The 23724-nt window shown below is 62.7% G+C and carries 22 protein-coding genes and 1 other RNA gene; 13 read left to right on the plus strand and 10 right to left on the minus strand.

Annotated features, from left to right (window positions below; all coding sequences use genetic code 11):
• Positions 1 to 19: 19 nt before the first annotated feature.
• The 4 genes from SR858_RS04285 (at position 20) to SR858_RS04300 (ending at position 1385) form a co-directional block, all read left to right on the plus strand.
• A complete protein-coding gene (locus SR858_RS04285) occupies positions 20 to 310 on the plus strand; it encodes a hypothetical protein (protein WP_019922973.1) in 291 nt (96 codons plus the stop codon).
• Complete coding sequence (locus tag SR858_RS04290) at positions 307 to 618, plus strand: cell division protein ZapA (protein WP_019922972.1); 312 nt, start codon at positions 307 to 309, stop codon at positions 616 to 618. The genes SR858_RS04285 and SR858_RS04290 overlap by 4 nt, the downstream gene beginning before the upstream one ends.
• 55 nt (positions 619 to 673) lie before the next feature.
• A non-coding RNA gene (gene ssrS, locus SR858_RS04295) (6S RNA) lies at positions 674 to 852 on the plus strand.
• A 74-nt stretch (positions 853 to 926) separates the two neighbouring features.
• On the plus strand, positions 927 to 1385 hold the full coding sequence (locus SR858_RS04300; RefSeq protein WP_019922971.1) for an EVE domain-containing protein: 459 nt from the start codon (positions 927 to 929) through the stop codon (positions 1383 to 1385).
• Between the two features lie 88 nt (positions 1386 to 1473).
• Here the strand turns inward: SR858_RS04300 and lgt are convergent, their stop codons facing one another.
• Both lgt and SR858_RS04310 read right to left on the minus strand, forming a co-directional pair.
• Entirely contained in the window at positions 1474 to 2349 is an 876-nt protein-coding gene (lgt, locus tag SR858_RS04305; RefSeq protein WP_019922970.1) for a prolipoprotein diacylglyceryl transferase, read from the minus strand.
• A complete protein-coding gene (locus SR858_RS04310; protein ID WP_019922969.1) occupies positions 2343 to 3257 on the minus strand; it encodes a LysR family transcriptional regulator in 915 nt (304 codons plus the stop codon). Before SR858_RS04310 ends, lgt begins: the two co-directional genes overlap by 7 nt.
• A gap of 133 nt (positions 3258 to 3390) precedes the next feature.
• On the opposite strand from SR858_RS04310, the gene ilvD reads away from it, so the two are divergent.
• Positions 3391 to 5253, plus strand: coding sequence for a dihydroxy-acid dehydratase (gene ilvD, locus SR858_RS04315; RefSeq protein ID WP_019922968.1), 1863 nt, complete (start codon positions 3391 to 3393; stop codon positions 5251 to 5253).
• 157 nt (positions 5254 to 5410) lie between these two features.
• Entirely contained in the window at positions 5411 to 5731 is a 321-nt protein-coding gene (locus SR858_RS04320; RefSeq protein ID WP_019922967.1) for a c-type cytochrome, read from the plus strand.
• Between the two features lie 66 nt (positions 5732 to 5797).
• Here SR858_RS04320 and SR858_RS04325 read toward each other — a convergent pair whose 3' ends face one another.
• The 5 genes from SR858_RS04325 to folD all read right to left on the minus strand — a co-directional run bounded on the left by SR858_RS04325 (position 5798) and on the right by folD (position 10936).
• Entirely contained in the window at positions 5798 to 6946 is a 1149-nt protein-coding gene (locus SR858_RS04325; RefSeq protein ID WP_019922966.1) for a branched-chain amino acid ABC transporter substrate-binding protein, read from the minus strand.
• Positions 6947 to 7165: 219 nt separating this feature from the next.
• Positions 7166 to 7561 (minus strand): hypothetical protein, encoded by a 396-nt coding sequence (locus SR858_RS04330; protein WP_019922965.1) that lies wholly within the window; start codon positions 7559 to 7561, stop codon positions 7166 to 7168.
• Positions 7558 to 7983 (minus strand): DNA polymerase III subunit chi, encoded by a 426-nt coding sequence (locus SR858_RS04335; RefSeq protein WP_019922964.1) that lies wholly within the window; start codon positions 7981 to 7983, stop codon positions 7558 to 7560. The genes SR858_RS04330 and SR858_RS04335 overlap by 4 nt, the downstream gene beginning before the upstream one ends.
• Positions 7984 to 7994: 11 nt before the next feature.
• Entirely contained in the window at positions 7995 to 10073 is a 2079-nt protein-coding gene (locus SR858_RS04340) for a M3 family metallopeptidase (RefSeq protein ID WP_026637489.1), read from the minus strand.
• 17 nt (positions 10074 to 10090) lie between these two features.
• Positions 10091 to 10936 carry a bifunctional methylenetetrahydrofolate dehydrogenase/methenyltetrahydrofolate cyclohydrolase FolD gene (gene folD / locus SR858_RS04345; RefSeq protein WP_026637488.1) on the minus strand — a complete coding sequence of 282 codons (846 nt, stop codon included), beginning with the start codon at positions 10934 to 10936 and terminating at the stop codon, positions 10091 to 10093.
• Between the two features lie 268 nt (positions 10937 to 11204).
• Here folD and aceE point away from each other — a divergent pair, with 268 nt between their 5' ends.
• The 3 genes from aceE to lpdA all read left to right on the plus strand — a co-directional run bounded on the left by aceE (position 11205) and on the right by lpdA (position 17486).
• Positions 11205 to 13895: a pyruvate dehydrogenase (acetyl-transferring), homodimeric type gene (gene aceE / locus SR858_RS04350; protein ID WP_019922961.1), complete on the plus strand. Its 2691-nt coding sequence runs from the start codon at positions 11205 to 11207 to the stop codon at positions 13893 to 13895.
• 126 nt (positions 13896 to 14021) lie between these two features.
• On the plus strand, positions 14022 to 15680 hold the full coding sequence (gene aceF / locus SR858_RS04355) for a dihydrolipoyllysine-residue acetyltransferase (protein ID WP_019922960.1): 1659 nt from the start codon (positions 14022 to 14024) through the stop codon (positions 15678 to 15680).
• Positions 15681 to 15689: 9 nt separating this feature from the next.
• Positions 15690 to 17486 carry a dihydrolipoyl dehydrogenase gene (lpdA, locus tag SR858_RS04360; protein ID WP_019922959.1) on the plus strand — a complete coding sequence of 599 codons (1797 nt, stop codon included), beginning with the start codon at positions 15690 to 15692 and terminating at the stop codon, positions 17484 to 17486.
• Positions 17487 to 17573: 87 nt separating this feature from the next.
• Here the strand turns inward: lpdA and SR858_RS04365 are convergent, their stop codons facing one another.
• On the minus strand, positions 17574 to 18365 hold the full coding sequence (locus tag SR858_RS04365; RefSeq protein WP_019922958.1) for a PhzF family phenazine biosynthesis protein: 792 nt from the start codon (positions 18363 to 18365) through the stop codon (positions 17574 to 17576).
• A gap of 120 nt (positions 18366 to 18485) precedes the next feature.
• Here SR858_RS04365 and SR858_RS04370 point away from each other — a divergent pair, with 120 nt between their 5' ends.
• Positions 18486 to 18668 (plus strand): type II toxin-antitoxin system HicA family toxin, encoded by a 183-nt coding sequence (locus tag SR858_RS04370; RefSeq protein ID WP_019922957.1) that lies wholly within the window; start codon positions 18486 to 18488, stop codon positions 18666 to 18668.
• A 26-nt stretch (positions 18669 to 18694) separates the two neighbouring features.
• A complete protein-coding gene (locus SR858_RS04375; protein WP_026637487.1) occupies positions 18695 to 19117 on the plus strand; it encodes a type II toxin-antitoxin system HicB family antitoxin in 423 nt (140 codons plus the stop codon).
• Positions 19118 to 19195: 78 nt separating this feature from the next.
• Here SR858_RS04375 and SR858_RS04380 read toward each other — a convergent pair whose 3' ends face one another.
• On the minus strand, positions 19196 to 20413 hold the full coding sequence (locus SR858_RS04380) for a YeeE/YedE family protein (protein WP_051120351.1): 1218 nt from the start codon (positions 20411 to 20413) through the stop codon (positions 19196 to 19198).
• Positions 20414 to 20558: 145 nt separating this feature from the next.
• Here SR858_RS04380 and SR858_RS04385 point away from each other — a divergent pair, with 145 nt between their 5' ends.
• Entirely contained in the window at positions 20559 to 22277 is a 1719-nt protein-coding gene (locus SR858_RS04385) for a PQQ-dependent sugar dehydrogenase (RefSeq protein WP_019922954.1), read from the plus strand.
• Here SR858_RS04385 and SR858_RS04390 read toward each other — a convergent pair whose 3' ends face one another.
• On the minus strand, positions 22278 to 22718 hold the full coding sequence (locus SR858_RS04390; protein WP_026637485.1) for a PACE efflux transporter: 441 nt from the start codon (positions 22716 to 22718) through the stop codon (positions 22278 to 22280).
• Between the two features lie 93 nt (positions 22719 to 22811).
• On the opposite strand from SR858_RS04390, the gene SR858_RS04395 reads away from it, so the two are divergent.
• Positions 22812 to 23723, plus strand: a complete 912-nt coding sequence (locus SR858_RS04395; RefSeq protein ID WP_019922952.1) for a LysR family transcriptional regulator — start codon at positions 22812 to 22814, stop codon at positions 23721 to 23723.
• Position 23724 lies beyond the last annotated feature (1 nt).

Raw genomic sequence — 23724 nt, forward strand, 5'->3', positions numbered from 1 at the left:
CCCTGCCTATAGTGGCGGGATGATTTCAGACTTCCAAGAACTATCCGACAAGATCGACCAGCTGGCCGAGATGACCAATGCTTTGCGCCGCGAAAACGCCCAGTTGCGTCAGGCCAATGCCGCCCTCGTGGTGGAAAACATGGGATATCAACGCCGCCTGAGCGAGGCCGCCGACCGTGTGCAGGCGTTGCTGGTGCACGTGCCGTCCTTGGTGCCGGAGCCTGCGCCGGAAGACGAGGAAGTCGAGGAAGTCGAACCTGCAACTGGCGATGCCGCTGCACCTGCCGCAGAAAAAGAGGAAGTACGATGATCGAGCTCGACGTCACTATCATGGGCCAATCGTATCGCCTGATGTGCAAGGCCGACGAAGAACGCGCGCTGCGCGAAGCGTCCGTCATGCTGGACAAAAAAATGACCGGCATCCGCGCGGCGGGCCGGGTCAAGGGCAACGACCGCATCGCCGTCATGGCTGCGCTCAGCGTGGCGGCGGAATTTTTATCGATCAAGGCACCGCAGGGACCGTTGTCTGATATGTCCATCCTCGAAGTACAGACCAAGATCGCCGCCATGCACAAGGTGTTGGATACCGCACTGACGCCGCAAGAAGCGCTGTTTTAACCGGTTTTTAATCATCAAACTCCTTCCTTTGCGACGGACAAGAGAGTAAACTGGCGTCACCCTGCAGTGTTCGTGAATGTCATATATTCCTTGAACCATTTGTTTGCACCGGTCGTGGGATTTTGTTCGGTGGGCGTGAGCATCGCTTGTTCGATGAACCCGAAATTGAACTAACCGTGACCACCTGAGCCATTAGGTTCGGGATGCCGGCATAACGGCACAAGCGGGGTACTAATTCAGGAAGCAATTCCTTAGAAAGCGGTTGGCGTGCAAATGCCCAGCCGCTTTTTTTCGTCTGGAGATATCGTATGCAATACTGGCTGATGAAGTCCGAACCCGATGACGTGAGCATCGACGACCTGATGGCGTCACCGAACCACACCACCGCGTGGTACGGCGTGCGCAACTACCAGGCGCGCAACTTCATGCGCGACCAGATGCAGCAAGGCGACCGGGTGGTGTTCTACCATTCCAGCTGCGCGGAACCGGGCATCGCCGGGCTGGCCGAAATCGTCAGCGGGCCGTACCCCGATGCGTCGCAGTTCGACCCGAACAGCCACTACCACGACCCCAAGGCCACGCAGGAACAGCCGCGCTGGATTTCGATCGACGTACAGGGAACGCGGAAGACCCGGCTGCTGCCGCTGGCCGAGATGCGCACCATCGCGGCGCTGGAAGACATGGTGGTACTGCAAAAAGGCAGCCGCCTGTCCATCACGCCGGTGACGCCGGCGCAATGGCAGGCCATCGTCAAGCTGCTGGCGTAGAGCGCTGACAAACTTCCAGAGCTGCGTTGCAGCTCCTCGCCGTACAGTCGTACTGTCTTCGTCGCTGCGCCTTGCTCTGAAGGCTTTGTCAGGCGCTCTTTGCAGGTTCTGCGCGCGGCACAGTCGGGGCGGTGGCGCGCTGGCGTACTTTATAGGCCCACACCAGCATGGCAATCGCGGCGACGACCATTGGCAGTGACAGCACCTGGCCCGACGTGATCGGCATGCCGAGGAACGTGGTTTCCCAGTCCGGCGTGCGGAAGTACTCTGTGAAGAATCGCGCGCAGCCGTACAGCAGCGTGTAGAACGCGCCGACTGCCAGGCGTGGCCGCTCCTTGCGCGAGAACAGCCACAGGATGACGAACACCAGCAGGCCGTCGATCAGCATCTGGTAAATCGGCGACGGATGGCGCAGGCCTTGCAGGAAGATCGGGTTCGGGTGCAGCGGGAACGAATTATCGGGCCACAACATCGCCCACGGCAGCGACTGGTCGGCCACCACGCGGCCCGGCAGTTCGGCGTTGATGAAATTGCCCAGGCGGCCGGCGGCGTAGCCGAGCGGCACCAGCGGCGCGATGAAGTCGTACACGTCGAGGATGTTGCGGCCGGCCTTGCGCGCCCACAGCGACATGGCGATCAGCACGCCGATGAAGCCGCCGTGGAACGACATGCCGCCATGCCACACCTTGAAGATCTCGATCGGATCCGAAAAATATTTAACCGGTTCGTAGAACAGCACTTCGCCGAGGCGTCCGCCGATGACCACGCCCAGCATGCCGTAAAACAGCATGTCGTCGAGGTCTTCCTTGCGCCATAGCTGGGCGGCGATGTGCGGCTGCTTGATGCGCACGCGACCGAGCGTAATGAATAGCGCAAAGGCGAGGACGTACATCAAGCCATACCAGTGGATCGCGACCGGTCCCAGGTGGATGGCGACCGGATCGGGCATCGGGTGTATCAGCATAGGGCGGTTTTCCTTACTTCGTTCCTTAATAACTCCAAAAAGCCGCGCAGCACGGGCGAAGCATTGTCGCGTCGCCAGGCTAGTCCGGTTTCGACCAGCGGCGTGGTGTGGGCCAGCGCACGGTATTCTACTCCGGGACGCATCAGGTTGGAGACCGACTGCGGCACCAGCGCCATGCCCATGCCGGCCGACACCAGGCCGACGATGGTCTGCATCTGGATCGCCTGCTGGCCGATTTCGGGCGTCACGCCGGCGTCGCGGAACACCGACAGGATGGCGTCGTACAGCGCCGGCGAGATCGCGCGCGGGAAGATAATCAGCGGCAGCGCCGGCAACGCATTCAATGCCGGCTTGCGGCGCTGGTTCAGCGCCGGCAGGCCGGCGGGCACGGCCAGCACCAGCGGCTCGCGCAGCACCGGCAGATAATCGAGTTCGGCGCGCGCCTTCTCGGGCAGCGGTGGGATCAGGAGGCCGGCGTCGATGCGGCTGTGCAGCAGGTCGTCCAGCTGCAGGTCGGACGTGGCTTCCTGCAGCGTGATCTGCACTTGCGGGTAGGCCGCGCGGTAGGCGCGCAGGAACGGCGGCAGCACGCTGTAGTCGGCCGAGGAGATGAAGGCGAGCGTGAGGCGCCCGACCTCGCCGGTAGCCGCCCGCTGCACCAGCTGCGGCAGTTCCTGCGCCTGCGCCAGCATGCGGCGCGCCTCGGGCAGCAGCGCGCTGCCGGCCGGCGTGAGCGTGACGCCGCGCCGGTTGCGCTCGAACACGGCCGCGCCCAGCAGTTCCTCGAGCGCCTGGATGGTTTGCGACAGCGGCGGCTGCGTCATGTGCAGGCGCAGCGCGGCGCGGCCGAAGTGCAGTTCCTCGGCCACGGTGACGAAGTAACGCAGCTGCCTGAGTTCCAGGTTCATATGTATTTCTATTCAAATTTTGCTCTGTGATATTTTAAACGACTCACAGTGACGACTATCTTATATTTGACAGGGGCGCAGGGCCAAGGCACTCTGTCGTGCTACGTCGCTGCAATATCTTTGGAGAATCATCATGCCAGTCTATCGTTCCCGCACCACCACCCACGGCCGCAACATGGCCGGCGCCCGCGCCCTGTGGCGCGCCACCGGCATGAAAGATGGCGACTTCGACAAGCCGATCATCGCGGTCGTCAATTCCTTCACCCAGTTCGTGCCCGGCCACGTGCATCTGAAGGACTTGGGCCAGCTGGTGGCGCGCGAGATCGAAAAAGCCGGCGGCGTGGCGAAAGAATTCAACACCATCGCCGTCGATGACGGCATCGCCATGGGCCACGGCGGCATGCTGTACTCGCTGCCGTCGCGCGACCTGATCGCCGACTCGGTCGAGTACATGGTCAATGCCCACTGCGCCGACGCGATGGTCTGCATCTCCAACTGCGACAAGATCACGCCTGGCATGCTGATGGCCGCCATGCGCATCAATATCCCGGTGGTGTTCGTGTCCGGCGGCCCGATGGAAGCCGGTAAAGTGGTCAAGGTCGTCAACGGCGGCCAGAAGATCATCAAGCTCGACCTGGTGGACGCCATGATCAAGGCCGGCGACGACACCGTGTCGGACGCCGACGTGGCGGAAATCGAACGCTCGGCCTGTCCGACCTGCGGTTCGTGCTCGGGCATGTTTACCGCCAACTCGATGAACTGCCTGACCGAGGCGCTGGGCCTGTCCCTGCCAGGTAACGGCACCGTGCTGGCCACGCACTCGGACCGCGAGCAGCTGTTCCTGCGCGCCGGCCGCCTGATCGTGGAGCTGGCCCGCCGCCATTACGAGCAGGACGACTACTCGATCCTGCCGCGCACCATCGCCAACAAGGCCACGTTTGAAAACGCCATGGCGCTCGACGTCTCCATGGGCGGTTCCACCAACACCGTGCTGCACCTGCTGGCGGCCGCGCACGAAGCGGGCGTGGACTTTACCATGGCCGACATCGACCGCATCTCGCGCAAGGTGCCCTGCCTGTGCAAGGTTGCGCCGATGACCGACAAGTACCACATCGAAGACGTGCACCGGGCTGGCGGCATCATCTCGATCCTCGGCGAACTGGCGCGCGGCGGCCTGCTCGACACCACCCGCCCGACCATCCACGCGCCCACCATGGCCGACGCCATCGAACGCAACGACATCAAGCGCAGCGACGACCCGGCCGTGCACGAGCTGTTCCGCGCCGCACCGGGCGGCGTGCCCACGCAAACGGCATTCTCGCAATCGGAGCGCTTCGCGTCGCTGGACCTGGACCGCAGCACCGGCTGCATCCGCGACAAGGAACACGCGTACTCGCAGGACGGCGGCCTGGCCGTGTTGTACGGTAACCTGGCAGTCAACGGCTGCATCGTCAAGACCGCCGGCGTGGACGAGAGCATCCTCAAATTCAGCGGCAAAGCGCGCGTGTTCGAGAGCCAGGACGATGCAGTGGCCGCCATCCTCGGCGACACCGTGCACGCGGGCGACGTCGTCATCATCCGCTACGAAGGACCGAAGGGCGGTCCGGGCATGCAGGAGATGTTGTACCCGACCTCGTACATCAAGTCGAAAGGCCTCGGTAAATCGTGCGCGCTGCTGACCGATGGCCGCTTCTCGGGCGGCTCGTCGGGCCTGGTAATCGGCCACGCCTCGCCCGAAGCGGCCGAAGGCGGCGCCATCGGTCTGGTGGAAGAGGGCGACATGATCGATATCGACATCCCCAACCGCACCATCAACCTGCGCATCACCGACGCCGAACTGGCGGCGCGCCGCGCCACCATGGAAGCCAAAGGCGACGCCGCCTGGCAACCGGTGAACCGCGAGCGTTACGTCTCGCAAGCGCTGCAAGCGTACGCCGCGCTGACGACGTCGGCCGACCGCGGCGCGGTGCGCGATTTGTCGCAGCTGAAGCGTTGACAGGCGCCCAAACCCGAATGTCATTGCCCTGATCATTGAATAGTTAGAAGATCCTCTCGGTCATCCGCGTCAACCATGACGTTTACCTGCGCGTTAAATTCTGAAGAGAAAAACACTGTAAAATGTAGGGGCATTCGCAGCTTAACCGGAGAGGAATATGAAACGCAATTTGATGATGGTGGGTGTACTGGTCGCGTCGGCGTTCGCATCGCAAGCGGCGATGGCGGATGCCGGTTCGGATCTGGCCAAGGCCAAGAACTGCATGGCTTGCCACGCTGTCGCCACCAAGCTGGTTGGTCCATCCTACAAGGACGTGGCCGCCAAATACGCGGGCCAGAAAGATGCCGAATCCAAGCTCGTCACCAAGGTAATGAAGGGCGGTTCGGGCACCTGGGGCGCGATCCCGATGCCAGCCAACCCACAGGTGAACGAGGCGGAAGCCCGCACCCTGGTGAAATGGGTGCTGACGCAAAAGTAAGCGCTTTTGCGTCATACATAAAACAAACGCGCCTTCGGGCGCGTTTGTCGTTGTTAAGGCTGTTTTTTATTTGACCACTTCCACCTTGGTCTTCTTGCCATCCTTGTACGTGAACAAGGTCAGCGCGCCGTCCTTGATGTCGCCGTACTGGTCGAACGAAATCAGGCCCGTCACGCCCTGGTACTTGATATTTTGCAGCGCCGGCAGGTACTTGGCCGGCTGCGACGATTTGGCTTCCTGCATGGCGGTAGCCATGGTCATCACGGCGTCGTACACGTACGGTGCATACAGCTGCACATCGCTGTTGTACTTCTTCTTGTAGCGGGCCACGAAGTCGTCGAGGTTCTTTTGCTCGGCCGGCGTCACGCCGCCCGCTTCGGCGCAGTACACCACGCCGTTGACCGCAGACGCGCCCGCCAGCTTGGGCAGCGCTTCGGTACACACGCCGTCGCCGCCCATGTACTTGGCGGTGATCCCCAGCGCCTTCATCTGGCGCAGCAGCGGGCCGCCCACCGAGTCCATGCCGCCGAAGAATACCAGGTCCGGGCCCTTGCCACGGATCGAGGTGAGGATGGCGTTGAAGTCGGTGGCCTTGTCGGTGGTGAATTCCTTGGCGACGATCTGCACGCCCGGGAACGACTTCTTGGCGCCCTTGATGAACTCGTTGGCCACGCCCTGGCCATAGGCCGTGCGGTCATCGATCACGGCGATTTTTTTCGCGCCCAGCTTGCCCACGGCGTAAGTACCCAGGGTGCCGCCGAGCTTGGCGTCATTGGCGACCACGCGGAATGCCGATTTGAAGCCTTGCTGGGTATACTTGGTCTGGGTGGTGGCGGGGGAAATTTGCGGGATGCCGGCGTCGTGGTAAATCTTGGAGGCGGGAATCGAGGTGCCCGAATTGAGGTGGCCGATCACGCCGTTCACCTTGGCATCGACCAGCTTTTGCGCCACCGCCGTGCCCTGCTTGGGATCGGCGCCGTCATCTTCGAGCATCAGCACGAACTTGACCGGCTTGCCGTCGATCTTGATGCCCTTGGCGTTCAAGTCTTCGACCGCCATCTTGGCGCCGTTTTCATTGTCCTTGCCGAGGTGAGCCGATGGACCCGAGACCGGACCGACGTGACCGATCTTGATGATTTCCTGGGCGCTTGCGCTGCCTGCGCCGGCAAAGGCCAGGGCGATGGCAAGTGGAATGAATTTAGTCTTGAACTGCATCGTCATTCTCCAAAAGTGTTATTCGATGGCGGTTGCTGAACGCCGCAGGATTTTCTGCAAGGCCAAAAGGTACAACAATTTGAAGACGGCGCAAAGCGGCAAACGTGATTGTTTTGCGCTTTGATGATGCGTTTTCTGGAATGGTGCGGGGATGCCCGGAATGGGGGCGATCCGCGCACCAGGATGAGACAACATGCGCGAACAGGAAGGCGGGGAGAGTTACTTTTTCTGCGCTTGCAGGTGTACCAGTTCCTGCGACACGGCGCGGGCAACGATTTTTTCGATGGTGTCGTGCAGGCCGATGCGGATCTCGTTGGTGAGGCCATGCAGCGCGTGCGTGAGCACTTCGGCCATGCTGTCCTTGATGCGCTGCTCGAGCACGAAATCGACGCGCGATTGCAGCTTGTGCATGATGCGTTCGGCCAGGCGGTGTTCCATCATGGCCCACTCGGCATCGGTCCAGCCATCGACGGCTTCGGCCTCGAGCGCGGCGGCGATCTCGGCCTTGGTGGGCGCCAGCGGGGCCGTGGCGCCAGGGAGAGGGTCCTCGCCGGGTGCCTCGGTCTTCAGAACTTCGGTCAACACCGGGATGCTGTTATCAAAGGTTGAGCTCATGATTTTCCTGCGACAAAGTGAGTGAGGGGATACTGTTGCTGCTTGTAGGCGACATAGCGCTTGCGGCCGGCAGCCGCATCATCCTCGTCCGAGGAAATCACTTCTATCATGCGCTCGAATCGGTCCACGCGGGAGGGGGCGCGGCGCGACAGATTCACTAATAATTCGGTGTGTGGTAATTCCGCCTCATCGTTGTCGGTGAGTATGATCGGCGTGTGGTCGGCCAGTACATCGCCGGCCAGCACGTGCGGCAGGAAGTCGGTCGTGGAAAAGGTCCACATGGCGGTGTTGAGTTCCGCCAGCTGCTGCGCATCGTCCGCCAGCACCACGATGCGATGGTTGGCGCCAAACGCCTTGCGCGCCAGGCGGCAGGCGTAGGCGACCTTGTCGGGGATGTTGGTGTGGAAGTCGATGCGCGTCATGCTGTCCCCGGTCAGGCGGCCATGCCGCTGTGGCGCAGCAGGGCGTCGATGCTCGGCTCGCGGCCACGGAAGGCCGTGAACGATTCCAGGGCCGGGCGCGAACCGCCCACCGACAGGATTTCGCGCAGGTAGCGCTTGCCCGCTTCGGTGGTGGCGTCCGGTCCCAGCGCCTTGGCTTCCTCGAACGCGGCATACGCGTCGGCCGACAAGACTTCGGCCCACTTGTAGCTGTAGTAGCCGGCCGCGTAACCGCCGGAAAAGATATGGCCGAACGAGTTCTGGAAGCGGTTGAACGGCGGCGGCACCACCAGCGAGAACTTGGCGCGCACGCTGTCGATCATTTGCTGCACGGTCTGGCCGGTGGTGGCGTCGTAGTCGTAGTGCAGGTGCATGTCGAGCAGCGAGAATTCCACCTGGCGCAGGGTCTGCAAACCTGACTGGAAGTTTTTCGCGGCCAGCATCTTGTCGAACAGTGCGCGCGGCAGCGGCTCGCCCGTGGTCACGTGCGCGGTCATGTGCTCGAGCACGTCCCACTCCCAGCAGAAGTTTTCCATGAACTGCGACGGCAGCTCCACCGCATCCCACTCCACGCCCGAGATGCCGGACACGCCCAGTTCATCGACCTGGGTGAGCATGTGGTGCAGGCCGTGGCCGAACTCGTGGAACAGCGTGATCACTTCGTCGTGGGTAAACAGCGACGGCTGCGCCACGCCATCGACTGTGGCCGGCTCGGTGAAATTGCAGGTCAGGTAAGCGACCGGCGTCTGTACGCTGTGGGCGTTGGCGCGGCGGCCACGGGCGTCGTCCATCCAGGCGCCGCCGCTCTTGCCGGCGCGCGCGTACAGGTCGAGGTAGAACTGGCCGATCAGGATGCCGTCGCGCTCGATGCTGTAGAAGCGCACATCCTTATGCCATACCGGCGCCACGTCCGGCTTGATCTCGACCGCGAACAGGTTCTGGATCTGGCGGAACAGGCCATCGACCACCTTATGCTCGGGGAAGTACTGTTTGACTTCCTGCGCCGAGAACGCGTAGCGGCGCTCCTGCAGTTTTTCGGACGCGTACGGCATGTCCCACGCCTGCAGGTCGTCGATGCCGAGCTCATCCTTGGCGAACTGCCTGAGCTCTTCCAGGTCTTTTTGTGCGAACGGGCGCGCGCGCTGGGCCAGGTCTTCGAGGAAGCCGATCACGTGCTCGGGCGATTGCGCCATCTTCGGTACCAGCGATACTTCGGCAAAGTTCTTGTAGCCGAGCAGCTTGGCTTCTTCGTCGCGCAGGCGCAGCAGGGTGACGATGTTCTGCGTGTTGTCCCAATCGTCCTTCTTGCTGAAGACATCGCCCTGGTCCGAGGCCTTGGTGGCGTTGGCGCGGTACACGGTTGCGCGCAGCGCGCGGTTGTCGGCAAATTGCAGGATCGGGTAGTACGACGGGAAGTGCAACGAGAACTGCCAGCCCTGCTTGCCGTCCTTTTGCGCGGACGCGTGGGCGGCTGCCTTGACGTCATCGGGCAGGCCGGCCAGTTCCGCTTCGTCGGTGACCAGCAGTTTGTAGTCGTTGGTGGCATCGAGCACGTTTTCCGAGAAGCGCGTGGAGACGGCCGCCTGTTCTTCCTGGATCGCTGCAAAGCGTTCCTTCTGGTCGGCCGCCAGTTCGGCGCCACCCATGCGGAAGTCGCGGATGGCGTTGTCGATGATGCGCTGGCGCGCCGGCGACAGGCTGGCGAAGCTATCGGACGCGCGCAAGGCCTTGTACTTGGCGAACAGCGCTTCGTTCTGCGACAGCTCGGTCCAGAACTCGGTCACCTTCGGTTGATTGTCGTTGTAGGTGGCGCGCAGTTCGGGCGTGTCCACCACGCTGTTGAGGTGGTTGACAATGCTCCAGGCGCGACCAAGCAGCTCGGTGGCGTTTTCCAGCGGCGTGACGAAACTGTCCCAGGTCACGTCGTCCTGTGGCGCTTCGAGTTGCTGCACGATGGTGCGCGAGCGCGCCAGCAGGTGGTCGATCGCGGGCGTGACGTGCTCGGCGAGGATGGCGTCGAAACGCGGCAAGCCGGAAAAGTCTAAGAGAGGGTTGGTTGCGTCTGTAGTCATGTCAGTTTCCGGTAGGTTTAAGCGCGCTCGGCGGCTTCGACGGTATTCATCAACAACATCGTAATCGTCATCGGGCCCACGCCGCCCGGCACCGGGGTAATGTGGGACGCCACTTCCTTGACGCCTGCAAAATCCACATCACCGCACAGCTTGCCTTCGTCGTTGCGGTTCATGCCCACGTCGATCACGATGGCGCCCGGCTTGACCATGTCGGCGGTCAGCACGTTGCGGCGGCCCACGGCGGCCACTACCACGTCGGCCTGGCGCGTAAAGACGCCGAGGTCCGGGGTGCCACTGTGGCAGATGGTGACGGTGGCGTTGGCTTGCAAGAGCAGCAGGCCCATCGGTTTGCCGACGGTATTGCTGCGGCCGATGACCACGGCGTGCTTGCCCTTCAGATCGACGCCGGTGCTTTCAATCAGCTTCATGCAGCCGTACGGCGTGCACGGGCGGAAGCCTTCCAGGCCCGTCATCAGTTCGCCGGCGCTCAGTACCGAGTAGCCATCGACGTCCTTGGTGGTGGAGATCGCTTCGATCACCTTGTGCGGATTGATATGCTTGGGCAGCGGCATTTGCACCAGGATGCCGTGGATTTTCGGATCGGCGTTCAGCGCTGCGATACGTTCAAGCAGGGCAGCTTCGGACAGGTCGGCCGGGTATTGTTCCTTGAGCGAATAGAAACCGGCATCCTCGCAACCCTTGACCTTGTTGCGTACATACACGTGGCTGGCGGGATCGTCGCCGACCAGGATCACGGCCAGGCCGGGTTGTTTGCCTTTGGCGGTGAGCACGGCAGCACGTGCAGCAATTTCAGCACGCAGTTTTTGGGAGAGGGCGATTCCGTCGATCAGTTGAGCAGACATGTTTTAACCAGGTTAGGAGGATTGGAAGAGGGAAGCGAGATTATAAGCGCTAACGCGACCGGTCCCGCGATTTCCGGCCTGTTGGAATGCTGCACCGCACAAGATTTTCATAGGGAAATCCCACGATATGAAATGACTTATCATAGTTTGAAAAAGCAAAAAATCACTGTTAGAATCCCCACACGTCGTAGAAGTATTGGTAAATAATCAGCGTTCCACAGGCCCGGCAGATGCACCACACGGGCCTTTAACTCAGGAGACTTAACACATGTCAGATCAACTCGACCAGGTACCGGCAAGCACCGACCCTGATTCGCAAGAAACCAAAGAATGGTTGGATTCCCTGGCCTCGGTACTCGAACAAGAGGGCCCTGATCGTGCGCATTACCTGCTGGAACGCCTGATCGACCTGGCACGCCAGAGCGGCTCGGATATCCCGTTCTCCGCCAATACCGCCTACGTCAACACCATCCCGGTTGAGCAGGAACAGCACTGCCCGGGCAATCTCGAATACGAAGAAAAACTGCGCTCGTGGATGCGCTGGAACGCCATGGCGATGGTCGTCAAGGCCAACCGCGTCGATGGCGATCTCGGTGGCCACCTGTCCTCGTTTGCCTCGCTGGCCAACATGCTGGGCATCGGCTTCAACCACTTCTGGAAAGCGCCAAGCGAAAATCATGGCGGCGACCTGCTGTACATCCAGGGGCACTCCTCGCCGGGCGTGTATGCGCGCGCGTTCCTCGAAGGCCGCCTGACCGAAGACCAGCTGACCCACTTCCGCCGCGAAGTGGACGGTGGCGGCCTGTCGTCGTACCCGCACCCGAAACTGATGCCGAACTTCTGGCAGTTCCCTACCGTCTCGATGGGTCTGGGCCCGCTGATGGCGATCTACCAGGCGCGCTTCCTGAAGTACCTGCACGCGCGCTCGATCGCCGACACCACCGACCGCAAGGTCTGGGCCTTCTGCGGCGACGGCGAGATGGACGAACCGGAATCGCTGGGCGCGATCGGCATGGCCTCGCGCGAAAAGCTCGACAACCTGGTCATCGTCGTCAACTGCAACCTGCAACGTCTGGACGGTCCGGTGCGCGGCAACGGCAAGATCATCCAGGAACTGGAAGGCGAGTTCCGTGGCGCCGGCTGGAACGTGGTCAAAGTCGTGTGGGGCCCGGGCTGGGACGCACTGCTGGCCAAGGACAAGGAAGGCATCCTGCGCAAGGTGATGATGGACACCGTGGACGGTGAATACCAGAACTACAAGGCCAAGGACGGCGCGTACGTGCGCAAGCACTTCTTCGGCAAGCATCCAAAGCTGCTCGAGATGGTTGCCAACATGACCGACGATGACATCTGGCGCCTGACCCGTGGCGGCCACGATCCGCACAAGATCTACGCCGCCTTCAAGGTCGCGCAGGAACACAAGGGCCAACCGACCGTGCTGCTGGTGAAAACCATCAAGGGCTTCGGCATGGGCAAGCACGGCGAAGCACGCAACACCGCGCACAACACCAAGAAACTGACCGACGAAGCCGTGCGCGAAATGCGCGACCGCTACTCGATCCCGATTCCGGACGATCAACTGGCCGACATCCCGTTCTACAAGCCAGCCGACGACGCACCGGAAATGAAGTACCTGCACGAGCGCCGCGCGGCCCTCGGCGGCTACCTGCCGGCGCGCCGCATGCAAGCGGACGAAAAGCTGACGGTGCCACCGCTCTCCGCATTCCAGAACGTGCTGGACGCCACGGCCGAAGGCCGCGAAGTATCGTCCACCCAGGCTTACGTGCGTATCCTGACCACGCTGCTGAAAGACCAGAGCGTGGGCGCCCGCATCGTGCCGGTGCTGGTCGATGAATCGCGCACGTTCGGTATGGAAGGCCTGTTCCGCCAGGTTGGTATCTTCAACCAGCAGGGCCAGTTGTACGAGCCGGTCGATAAAGACCAGGTCATGTACTACCGCGAAGACAAGGCCGGCCAGATCCTGCAAGAGGGTATCAACGAAGCCGGTGGTATGAGCTCGTGGATCGCTGCGGCGACCTCGTACTCGACCAACAACCGCGTGATGATCCCGTTCTACACGTACTACTCGATGTTCGGCATGCAGCGTATCGGCGACCTGGTATGGGCCGCCGCCGACATGCGCGCCCGTGGCTTCCTGATGGGCGGCACCGCCGGCCGCACCACGCTGAACGGCGAAGGCCTGCAGCACGAAGATGGCCACAGCCACCTGTTTGCCGCTGCGGTCCCGAACTGCATGCCGTACGACCCGACCTTCGGTCACGAGCTGGCAGTCATCATCCAGGACGGTATGCGCCGCATGGTGGAAGAACAGGAAGACGTGTTCTACTACATCACCATCATGAACGAGAACTACCCGCACCCTGGCATCAAGCCAGGCCAGGAAGAGGGCATCCTGAAAGGCCTGTACCTGCTGCAAAAAGGCGACGAGTCGCTGCAACAGCGCGTGCAGTTGCTGGGTTCCGGCACCATCCTGCGCGAATCGATCGCGGCGCAAGACCTGCTGAAAAACGACTGGAACATCGCGGCCGACGTCTGGTCCGCACCGTCGCTGACGCTGGTGGCGCGTGACGGCCAGGACGCCGAACGCTGGAACCTGGTCAACCCGGCCAAGGAACAGCGCGTACCGTACGTGACGCAACTGATGAACGCCACCACCGGCCCGATCGTTGCCACCACCGACTACATGCGTGCGTTTGCGGAACAGATCCGTGCCTTCATTCCGAAGGACCGTACCTACCGCGTACTGGGCACCGACGGCTTCGGCCGTTCGGACAGCCGCGTCAAGCTGCGCGAATTCTTTGAAGTGAACCGTTACTACATCACGGTCGCCGCACTGAAATCGCTGGCCGAAGAAGGCAAGCTGGACGTGTCCGTGGTTGAACAGGCCGTGGCCAAATACAACCTCGATCCGAACAAACCTAACCCAGTGACTCAATAACAGTCGGTTGGTACGTCATCCCCGCGAACGCGGGGATCCATAGACCGGTGGCTTCGGCGCCTCAGTATGGATCCCCGCGTACGCGAGGGATGACGGCTCGCACAAACAGAATACGGAGCAAACGCTATGAGCATTGTGGAAGTTAAAGTCCCGGATATCGGCGACTTCAAGGAAGTGGAAGTCATCGAGCTGATGGTCAAGGTTGGCGACACCATCAAGGTGGACCAGTCGCTGGTCACCGTTGAATCGGACAAGGCCAGCATGGAGATTCCATCGTCGGCCGCCGGCGTGATCAAGGAAATCAAGGTCAAGGTCGGCGACAAGATCGCCGAAGGCGGCCTGCTGTTGCTGCTGGAAGGCGAAGCTGCTGCTGCGCCTGCGCCAGCCGCTGCTGCCGCTCCTGCACCTGCCGCCGCTGCGCCAACACCTGCTGCTGCACCAGCTCCTGCACCGGCTGCCGCCGCTGCCGGCCCGGTGGACATCGCGGTACCGGACATCGGCGACTTCAAGGAAGTGGAAGTCATCGAAGTGATGGTCAAGGTGGGCGACACCATCAAGGTGGACCAGTCGCTGCTGACCGTGGAATCGGACAAGGCCAGCATGGAAATCCCATCGTCGCACGCCGGCGTGGTCAAGGAAGTTAAAGTAAAAGTCGGCGACAAGGTTGCCATGGGTACCATCGTGTTCGTGGTTGAATCGACCGGTGGTGCTCCTGCTGCCGCTGCTCCTGCTGCTGCACCAGCACCAAGCGCCGCGCCAGCTGCTGCACCAGCGCCTGCACCTGCACCTGCTGCAGCAGCTCCAGCAGCCGCTGCACCGGCTGCCTCGCAAGGCTCGGTTCAAACCGGCAAATTGGCCCACGCATCGCCATCGATCCGCAAGTTCGCACGTGAACTGGGCGTGGACCTGGGCAAGGTGCCAGGTTCGGGTCCGAAAGGCCGCATCACCCAGATCGACGTGCAGAACTACGTCAAGGGCGTCATGGCTGGTACGACCGCAGCGCCAGTCGGCGCGGCATCGTCCAACGCTGGCGGCGGCAACTTCAACGTGCTGCCATGGCCGTCGCTGGACTTTTCCAAATTCGGTCCGACCGAACTGCTGCCGCTGTCGCGCATCAAGAAGATCAGTGGCCCGAACCTGCACCGCAACTGGGTGCAGATCCCGCACGTCACGCAGTTCGACGAAGCGGACGTCACCGACCTGGAAGCATTCCGCGTCGATACCAACAACGCCAACGCCAAGAACAAGGATGCCGCCAAGCTCACCATGCTGGCATTCGTGATCAAGGCCTCGGTTGCTGCACTGAAGAAGTTCCCGTCGTTTAACTCGTCGCTCGATGCGAAGGGTGAAAACCTGATTCTCAAGCAGTACTACAACATCGGCTTCGCGGCAGACACGCCGAACGGCCTGGTGGTCCCGGTCATCAAAAACGCCGACCAGAAATCGGTCTCGCAGATCGCCCGCGAAATGACGGAACTCTCCTTGCAAGCGCGTGACGGCAAACTCAAACCGGCCGACATGCAGGGCGCGACCTTCACCATCTCGTCGCTGGGCGGCATCGGCGGCACGCACTTCACGCCGATCGTCAACGCGCCGGAAGTGGCGATCCTGGGCTTGTCCAAGGCATCGATCAAGCCGGTATGGGACGGCAAGGCCTTCCAGCCACGTCTGATGATGGGCACCTCGCTGTCGTACGACCACCGCGTGGTCGACGGCGCCATGGGCGCTCGCTTCTCCGTGTACCTGAGCGAAGTGCTCGGCGACATGCGCAAAATTCTGCTGTAAGGAGCGACTATGAGCACAGAAGTGAAAGTGCCGAATATCGGCGACTTCGCAGAAGTTGAAGTAATCGAAGTGATGGTCAAGGTCGGCGACACCATCAAGGTGGACCAGTCCCTGATCACCGTGGAATCGGACAAGGCGTCGATGGAAGTGCCATCGTCGCACGCCGGCGTGGTCAAGCAGGTCTTGGTCAAAGTGGGCGACAAGGTCAAGGAAGGCGTAGCGATGCTGGTCATCGATGCGGCTGCCGGCGATGCGCCTGCTCCTGCCGCCGCTGCTCCGGCACCGGCACCGGGTGCCGCTGCACCTGCTGCGGCGCCTGCACCTGCGGCTGCTCCGGCAGCCCCTGTGGCGGCGCCGATCGGCGGCAGCTACAGCGGCCAGGTCGATGTCGACTGCGACATGATGGTGTTGGGCGGTGGTCCTGGCGGCTACTCGGCAGCGTTCCGCGCGGCCGACCTGGGCCTGAACACCGTGATCGTCGAGCGTTACGAAACGCTGGGCGGCGTGTGCCTGAACGTCGGTTGTATTCCATCGAAGGCCCTGCTGCACGTGGCGTCGGTCATCGACGAAACCCAGCACATGAGCAAGACCGGCGTCACCTTTGCCAAGCCCACCATCGATATCGACCAGGTGCGCGCGTACAAGGAAGGCGTGATCAAGAACATGACCGGCGGTCTGGCCGGCATGGCCAAGGCGCGCAAGACGCAAATCGTCACCGGCGTGGGCCAGTTCCTGAGCGCGAACCACATCGAAGTAACAAGCGCGGACGGCACCAAGAAAGTGGTGCAGTTCAAGCAGGCGATCATCGCTGCCGGTTCGGCCGTCGTGAAGCTGCCATTCGTGCCCGAAGATCCGCGCATCGTCGATTCGACCGGTGCACTGGAACTGCGCCAGATCCCGAAACGCATGCTGGTCATCGGCGGCGGCATCATCGGCCTGGAAATGGCTACCGTGTATTCGACGTTCGGTGCGCGCATCGACGTGGTCGAAATGATGGACGGCTTGATGCAAGGCGCCGACCGCGATGCGGTCAAGGTCTGGCAGAAGTTCAACGAGAAGCGCTTCGATAACATCATGACCAAGACCAAGACGGTCGGCGTGGAAGCGCTGCCCGAAGGGATCAAGGTCACGTTCGAAGCCGCCGAAGCCGGCGCTGCTGCGCCTGCACCGCAGGTCTACGACCTGGTGCTGGTCGCCGTGGGCCGCAGCCCGAACGGCAAGAAGATCGCTGCCGACAAGGCCGGCGTGGTGGTCACCGACCGTGGCTTCATCCCGGTCGATAGCCAGATGCGCACCAACGTGCCGAACATCTTCGCCATCGGCGACCTGGTGGGCCAGCCGATGCTGGCGCACAAGGCCGTGCACGAAGGCCACGTGGCAGCGGAAGCCGCCGCCGGCCAGAAGTCGCACTTCGACGTCAAGGTAATTCCATCGGTGGCGTACACCGATCCGGAAGTGGCATGGGCCGGCATCACCGAGGACGAAGCGAAAGCCAAGGGCATCAAGGTCGAGAAGGGCCACTTCCCGTGGGCCGCTTCGGGCCGCGCCGTGGCCAACGGCCGCGCCGAGGGCTTCACCAAGCTGCTGTTCGACGCTGAAACCCACCGCATCATCGGCGGTACCATCGTGGGCACGCACGCCGGCGACATGATCGGCGAAATCGCGCTGGCCATCGAAATGGGCTGCGACGGCACCGACATCGGCAAGACCATCCACCCGCACCCGACCCTGGGCGAGTCGATCGGCATGGCGGCCGAAGTGTACGAAGGTTCGTGCACCGATCTGCCGCCACCGCGCAAGAAATAAGCAATCGTTACCGGTTGCCCGAGATGCCGTTCAGCGTGAGCTGGGCGGCATTTTTTTTCAGCCTGTCGGCGTGCGGGGCCGCCGCATTCAGGTAGGTTCCACGCTGCCGCCCACCAGGATATCGGCGCCTTCGATACGCGTCGCTATCAGGCCGGCACGCCCCGTCGCCCGGCCTTGCCGGAGCAGGATGCCGTGGCCGAGCAGTGCGGTGAGGGCGCCGGCCGCGACCCCGGTGGCGCTGTCTTCCAGCGCCGGATCGAGATGGTTGAAGTTGCGGCCTTCGTAGCTGCCGTTGTCAACCTTGCAGTACGCGTAGATGCCATTGACGCCTGCGGTTTTTCCCCAGGCGGCGATGGCCGGCAGATTGGGCGTCAGGCCATGCAGCGTGGTTGCATTCGTCACCTCGACCAGCAGCTTTGGACTGCCGACTGAGAACACGCGTGCCGGCGCCAGCGGCACCAAGCCCGGCGCGGCCAGCAGGCGCCCGATGAGGTCAGGCGCCAGGTTCGGCCGTGATACCTCCTGCCGTTGAAGACGAACCGACACCTGGTCATCGGCACCAGGAACGAGCCCGAGCCGCTGGCCATGCACGGCAGTCTTCACCATGAGATTGTGATTGCCGCCATGCTGCATGAACAGGTGCTGGCCGACAGCCAGCGTCGCGTGCAGGCATAGCGGACTGCGCGTGTGCGGATAAAAATAATCGACGCTTGCCACCACGTCCGCCTCATCGGGCGGATCGATCCAGACACACGTCATATTGCGCTCGCGTGCGAAGTCCTGGCGCGCTTCGCGGGGTGAGGCGTCGCCCTCGATCACCAGGGCCGGATTGCCATCGCCGGGCTGTTCACCGAAGCATTTGAATCTGTGAACTTGCATGTGCTTCCTCTTTCAATTGTGATGTTGGTATGCCCATGTGGGGGATGCCAACTGAGCCAAATTTCCCGCGTAAGAGCAATTTTCTGTGTGTATAATTACACACGGCTAGCGAGGTGGCGGATGAACTCGATTCAACTGATCAAGCGGTTAGAGGACGATGGCTGGTACTTGGTGCGATTAAAGGGGAGCCACCATCACTTCAAACATCCGGAAAAGCCCGGTTTGGTCACTGTGCCGCATCCCAAGAAAGACCTTCCTGTCGGAACTTGGAAAAGCGTGCTCAAAGATGCCGGACTTAAGTAATGCGTTATTGGAAAACGGAGCAGCCGATGGATATTCCCGTGGTGATTTTCAAGGATGAAGGCAGCGTTTACGGGGTGAACGTGCCTGACATCAAAGGTGTGCACTCGTGGGGCGACACGGTCGAGGAGGCACTCAAAAATGTCAGGGAAGCGATCACCAGCCATATCGAAACCCTGTTGGAACTCGGCGAGGCGGTAGAGATCAGCCAGAGCAAGATCGGCGAGTTGCAAAGCGATCCTCAGCATGCTGGTGGAATCTGGGCACTGGTGGCACTCGATCTCGACAAGCTCGATACCAAACCCGAACGCATTAACATCAGTCTGCCGCGGTTTGTTGTGGGCAAAATAGACCGTTATGCGGCGTCCCGCCATGAAACCCGCAGCGGCCTGTTGGCGCGCGCTGTGCTGCAACTGATCGACACCGAATCTAAAGTAACTGGACGTTCTTGATGATTACGATAACGCCGCTTGATCATCGTCTGAGCGGCATTTTCATTGTCGGCGTATCGCCAGTCACACTTCTCCACATCAGCAAGCCGTCGGCTTCACCCGCTCCACCTCCAACCCGAACCATGGCCGCAGCCTGGTGCCGAATACGTTGCCGATGAACGCCGCCACCAGCCACAGCCAGCCGTGCAGGCTGCCGGAGACGATGCCGCTGAAGTAGGCGCCGATGTTACAGCCGTAGGCCAGGCGCGCGCCGTAGCCGAGCAGCAGGCCGCCGACGACTGCCGCCACCAGCGAGCGCAATGGCACGCGCCACACCGGCGCGTAGCGCCCGGCCAGGGCGGCGGCAAGCATGGCGCCAAACACGATGCCGATGTCCATTACCGACGTGACGTCTTCGATCACCGGTGCATTGAGCGTGGCGGCGTTGGCCGGCGCCGACCAGTAGGTCCAGCCGGCGACGTCGATGCCGGCCAGCGTGGCCGCCTTGGCGCCCCACAGGGCAAAAGCCGACGTCACGCCCCACGGGCGGCCGGCCAGTGCCAGCGTGGCGAAATTGAGGAGGACGAGCGCGATGCCGCCCGCGACCAGCGGCCACGGGCCGTGCAGCCAGCGCGCCGTGTGGTCGGGTTGCACATGGGCGGCTACCAGCTTGCCGTGGCGGCGCTTTTCTACCACGACGGTCACTGCGAAGATCAATCCGAACACCAGCCAATTGAGCGCCAGCGCGGGCGCCACGCCCAGCGACTTGACCAGCGAGATCGGTGCCAGTTGCGGCAGCGACGTCCAGAATGGCATGTGGGCGGTGCCAATCAGCGAGCCGCCGATAAAGGCTACCAGCGTGACGATCATGCGGGTGCTGCCGCCGCCTACCGTGTACAGGGTGCCGGAGGCGCAGCCGCCGCCGAGCTGCATGCCGATGCCGAAGATGAATGCCCCGACTACCACCGACGTGCCGGCCGGCGCCACCAGGCCCTTGATCGGCGCGCCGAACAGAGAGCCAGCAGCCAGCACCGGGAAGAACAGCGCCACGCCCACGGCCAGCATCACCATCTGCGCGCGCAGTCCTTCGCCGCGGCCATCGGCGATGAACACCCGCCACGCCGACGTGAAGCCGAACGCCGCGTGATACAGCGTGACGCCGAGCAGCGCACCGACCACGTACAGCGCGGCCTGGCGCGGGCCGACGGCCTGGCCCAAATACCACGCGCCGATCACGACGAAGGCAAGCGCGCTCCACAGGGCGCCGGGGTTGATGTTGGACGGAGGGCGCATGGGCGCGGTGATCGTGGTGGACATGGCGATGGGGTAAAAAATAAGTAAGTTGGCATTCTCCGCCTTTTTGCTGCGAAGCGGCGCAATCATATTTCTGATTAAAGCCGAACGGCGGTAGGCGAGGGCGGTGAAGTGTGAAAGCATGGCTGTCCGACCAATGAGGTTAGCCATGCACCAAGCCACCCCGATCCGACTCCTGCCCTTGCTCTTCGGCCTGACACTGGCCGCCATACAAACCACCCAAGCTGCCCCCCTCGATGGCAAGCGCATCTTCCAGAACAACTGCGCGATGTGCCATTCCGCGTCGCCCGACATGGCCACGCTGGCCGGGCCGCCGCTGTTCAATGTCGTGGGGCGCAAGGTCGCCGGCGTCGCGGGCTTTGCGTACTCCGATGCCTTGAGCGCGCTGGGTGCAAAGAACAAGCGCTGGACCGCGCAGGAACTGGAACTGTTCCTGAAAGACCCCAGCGCCTACGCGCCCGGCACCTCGATGCCGATCGCGGTCGCCCAACCGGCCGAACGCGCGGCGCTGGTTGCGTACCTGGCCACCGCCAAGGGCAAGGCTGCCATACCGGCTGCATCGCAAGCCCCCGCCGCCAGCGCCAACACCAACGCCAACAACACCAGCAAGGAAGAACACTGGAGCGACGACCAGCCCGGTCGCATCCATGCAGTGCGCATGGCCGACCTGCCACCGCCGTTCGCCAGTGCCAGCGCCGGCAACAACCCGAAGACCGTGCCGCGTCCGCAAGGCGTGCTGCCATCGGTGCCGGCCAACTTCGCCGTCAATCTGTGGGCCACGGACCCCGATCGCGGCCGCGTAATGGTCAAGGCGCCGAATGGCGACATCTTCATCTCGTCCACTACCAAGCGCCTGATCAAGGTGTTCAGGTCCAGCACCGGCGCGACCGCCGACAAGATCAGCGTGTTCGCCGACAAGCTCGATCGGCCGTTCGGCTTCGCCTTCTGGCCGGCAGGACCGAACCCGCAATACCTGTACGTGGCCAACGTCAATTCCATCATCCGCTTCCCCTATAAAAATGGCGACCTGGTGGCCGGCGCACCGGCCGAAGTGGTGGTGCCCACCCTGACGGCGGAGACGGGCAGCCATTCCTCGCGCACGCTGGTGTTTTCCAGGGATGGCAAGACCATGTATTTGTCGATCGGCTCCGCGTCCAACGTGGCCGAGGGCATCGGCGCCATGCCGCCGGAACCGCTGAAGCACTGGGAAGCAAAACACGGTCTCGGCGCGGCCTGGGGTTCGGAGCTGGACCGCGCAGTGGTGCTGGCGTTCGACGCCGATGGCAAGAACAAGCGCACCTTCGCCACCGGCCTGCGCAACTGCGTGGGCATGTATCTGTATCCGCGCACGGGCGACCTGCTGTGCAGCGTGAACGAGCGCGATATGCTCGGCGATAACCTGCCGCCCGACTACCTCACGCGCGTAAAAGATGGTGGCCACTATGGCTGGCCGTGGCACTACATCGGCAACAACGAGGAGCCGCGTTTGCAGGGCCAGCGGCCCGACCTCAAAGGCAAGGTTACTGCGCCCGACCTGCTGCTGACGGCCCATTCGGCGCCGCTGGGCATGATCATGTACGACGCGCCCGCCGCCGCCCAAGCGGCCTTCCCGCAAGAGTATCCTGGCGATGTCTTCCTGGCGCTGCACGGCTCCTGGAACCGCGCCACGCGCACCGGCTCGAAAGTGGTGCGGGTGTTCATGAAAGACGGTGTGCCGACCGGGAAGTACCAGGACTTCATGACTGGTTTTGTCGTCAGCGACAAGAAAGTGTGGGGCCGGCCGTCGTCGGTGGTGGTGCAGGACGACGGCTCGCTGCTGGTCGATGACGATGTCACCGGAGAGATCTGGCGGGTGGCCCCGAAATAATCAGGCTGCCTGCGGCTGCCCGCCCTGCGCCGAGGCGGGCAGGCCGAAGATGCGGTCGAACGCCAGGCTGAACAGGAAGGTGTACACCAGGAAGAACACCACGATCCACAGGTCGACGATGAACGCCTCCCACAGCGAGATCTCGAGCCACCACGCGAACAGCGGCACCAGGAACGCCACCAGGCCGCCTTCGAAGCCGATGGCGTGGGCGATGCGCCGCGCCACGCTGCGGCCCTTGGTGGTCTGGCGTGCTTCCCACGCCTCGAACATGGAATTGAAAATGAAATTCCAGACCACGGCCACGGTGGACGACGCCACTGCCGCCACGCTGGCATGGGCACCGCTGCTGCCGGCCAGCAGCATCAGCGTGGTGGTGGTCAACGCTACCGCAAACAGCTCGAACAGCGATACATAGACAATCTTGCGCTTCAATCCTTGCATGATAGATTCCTTCAAACATCAATTGAGCGATGATAGTTGAAGTGATCTGATAGTAAAAGTCGACAGCTATCAGTTTTTGTGACAGCATGGCGGATGGCCTTTTCCAGCGACAACGTCGACCTGTTCCTTGCCGTGATCGACCACGGTTCCTTTTCCGCCGCCGCCCGCGCGCTCGGCCGGGTGCCGTCGGCCGTCAGCATGGCGATTGCCAACCTCGAGGCCGAGCTCGATTTGCAACTGTTCGAGCGCAACTCGCGCGCAGTGATCCCCACCGACATGGCCCGCGCGCTGGAAGCGGAGGCGCGCCACATGGCCGGCCAGATGCGCCGCCTGCAGGCCCACGCCTTGTCGCTGCACCAGGGACTCGAGCGCCGGCTGACGCTGGCGGTGTCGCCCGAGTTGCTGTCGGCCGCGTGGGGCGAGCCGCTGGCGCGCCTGGCCGACGAATTTCCGTCGCTGGAAGTTGATGTACTGTCGGCGCCGCAGGCCGATGCGCGCCGCATGCTGCACGACGGTACCGCGCAGCTGGCGCTGCTCTACGACCGGCCGCAAGTCGATGAACGCGAAAGCTTCCAGGAACTGGGCAGCGAGGTGCTCGTCGCCGTGCTCTCGCCGCAGCATCCGGCAGCGCGCGAACGCAACGGCCACTTCAGGCTCGAGGACCTGGTCGATATCCGGCAAGTGGCGATTGTCAGCCGCGCCGCGCACCAGGAGGACAAGCGGGTGCTGGTGTCGCGCAAGCTGTGGCGCACCGACAGCCACCAGGCCACGCTGGAGCTGGTGCAGGCGGGCATCGGCTGGGCGTTCCTGCCCCGCCGCCTGGTGGCGCCGCTGCTGGCCGATGGCGAGCTGCTGGTGATCGATTTCGCCAGCATGAGCAACCAGCTGCGTTTATGGGTGGACGTGGTGTGGGTGAACGACCGCCCGCTCGGCCTGGGCGCCAAGCGGCTGATCGCGCTGATGAAGGATATCGGCGGGTTGGAGGCCCGCCCCGGCCACGTGTAGC

Origin of the sequence: Duganella zoogloeoides, assembly GCF_034479515.1 — a bacterium.
Classification (GTDB): domain Bacteria; phylum Pseudomonadota; class Gammaproteobacteria; order Burkholderiales; family Burkholderiaceae_D; genus Rugamonas; species Rugamonas zoogloeoides.

Coding starts and splice junctions, on each gene's coding strand:
- SR858_RS04310 (WP_019922969.1), bottom strand. CDS start 3,257: ATGAACCTGGAACTCAGGCAGCTGCGTTACTTCGTCACCGTGGCCGAG.
- aceF (WP_019922960.1), top strand. CDS start 14,022: ATGAGCATTGTGGAAGTTAAAGTCCCGGATATCGGCGACTTCAAGGAA.
- SR858_RS04365 (WP_019922958.1), bottom strand. CDS start 18,365: ATGCAAGTTCACAGATTCAAATGCTTCGGTGAACAGCCCGGCGATGGC.
- SR858_RS04285 (WP_019922973.1), top strand. CDS start 20: ATGATTTCAGACTTCCAAGAACTATCCGACAAGATCGACCAGCTGGCC.
- SR858_RS04380 (WP_051120351.1), bottom strand. CDS start 20,413: ATGTCCACCACGATCACCGCGCCCATGCGCCCTCCGTCCAACATCAAC.
- lpdA (WP_019922959.1), top strand. CDS start 15,690: ATGAGCACAGAAGTGAAAGTGCCGAATATCGGCGACTTCGCAGAAGTT.
- SR858_RS04390 (WP_026637485.1), bottom strand. CDS start 22,718: ATGCAAGGATTGAAGCGCAAGATTGTCTATGTATCGCTGTTCGAGCTG.
- folD (WP_026637488.1), bottom strand. CDS start 10,936: ATGTCTGCTCAACTGATCGACGGAATCGCCCTCTCCCAAAAACTGCGT.
- SR858_RS04370 (WP_019922957.1), top strand. CDS start 18,486: ATGAACTCGATTCAACTGATCAAGCGGTTAGAGGACGATGGCTGGTAC.
- SR858_RS04320 (WP_019922967.1), top strand. CDS start 5,411: ATGAAACGCAATTTGATGATGGTGGGTGTACTGGTCGCGTCGGCGTTC.
- SR858_RS04335 (WP_019922964.1), bottom strand. CDS start 7,983: ATGACGCGCATCGACTTCCACACCAACATCCCCGACAAGGTCGCCTAC.
- aceE (WP_019922961.1), top strand. CDS start 11,205: ATGTCAGATCAACTCGACCAGGTACCGGCAAGCACCGACCCTGATTCG.
- lgt (WP_019922970.1), bottom strand. CDS start 2,349: ATGCTGATACACCCGATGCCCGATCCGGTCGCCATCCACCTGGGACCG.
- SR858_RS04325 (WP_019922966.1), bottom strand. CDS start 6,946: ATGCAGTTCAAGACTAAATTCATTCCACTTGCCATCGCCCTGGCCTTT.
- SR858_RS04375 (WP_026637487.1), top strand. CDS start 18,695: ATGGATATTCCCGTGGTGATTTTCAAGGATGAAGGCAGCGTTTACGGG.
- SR858_RS04290 (WP_019922972.1), top strand. CDS start 307: ATGATCGAGCTCGACGTCACTATCATGGGCCAATCGTATCGCCTGATG.
- SR858_RS04395 (WP_019922952.1), top strand. CDS start 22,812: ATGGCCTTTTCCAGCGACAACGTCGACCTGTTCCTTGCCGTGATCGAC.
- SR858_RS04330 (WP_019922965.1), bottom strand. CDS start 7,561: ATGAGCTCAACCTTTGATAACAGCATCCCGGTGTTGACCGAAGTTCTG.
- SR858_RS04300 (WP_019922971.1), top strand. CDS start 927: ATGCAATACTGGCTGATGAAGTCCGAACCCGATGACGTGAGCATCGAC.
- SR858_RS04385 (WP_019922954.1), top strand. CDS start 20,559: ATGCACCAAGCCACCCCGATCCGACTCCTGCCCTTGCTCTTCGGCCTG.
- ilvD (WP_019922968.1), top strand. CDS start 3,391: ATGCCAGTCTATCGTTCCCGCACCACCACCCACGGCCGCAACATGGCC.
- SR858_RS04340 (WP_026637489.1), bottom strand. CDS start 10,073: ATGACTACAGACGCAACCAACCCTCTCTTAGACTTTTCCGGCTTGCCG.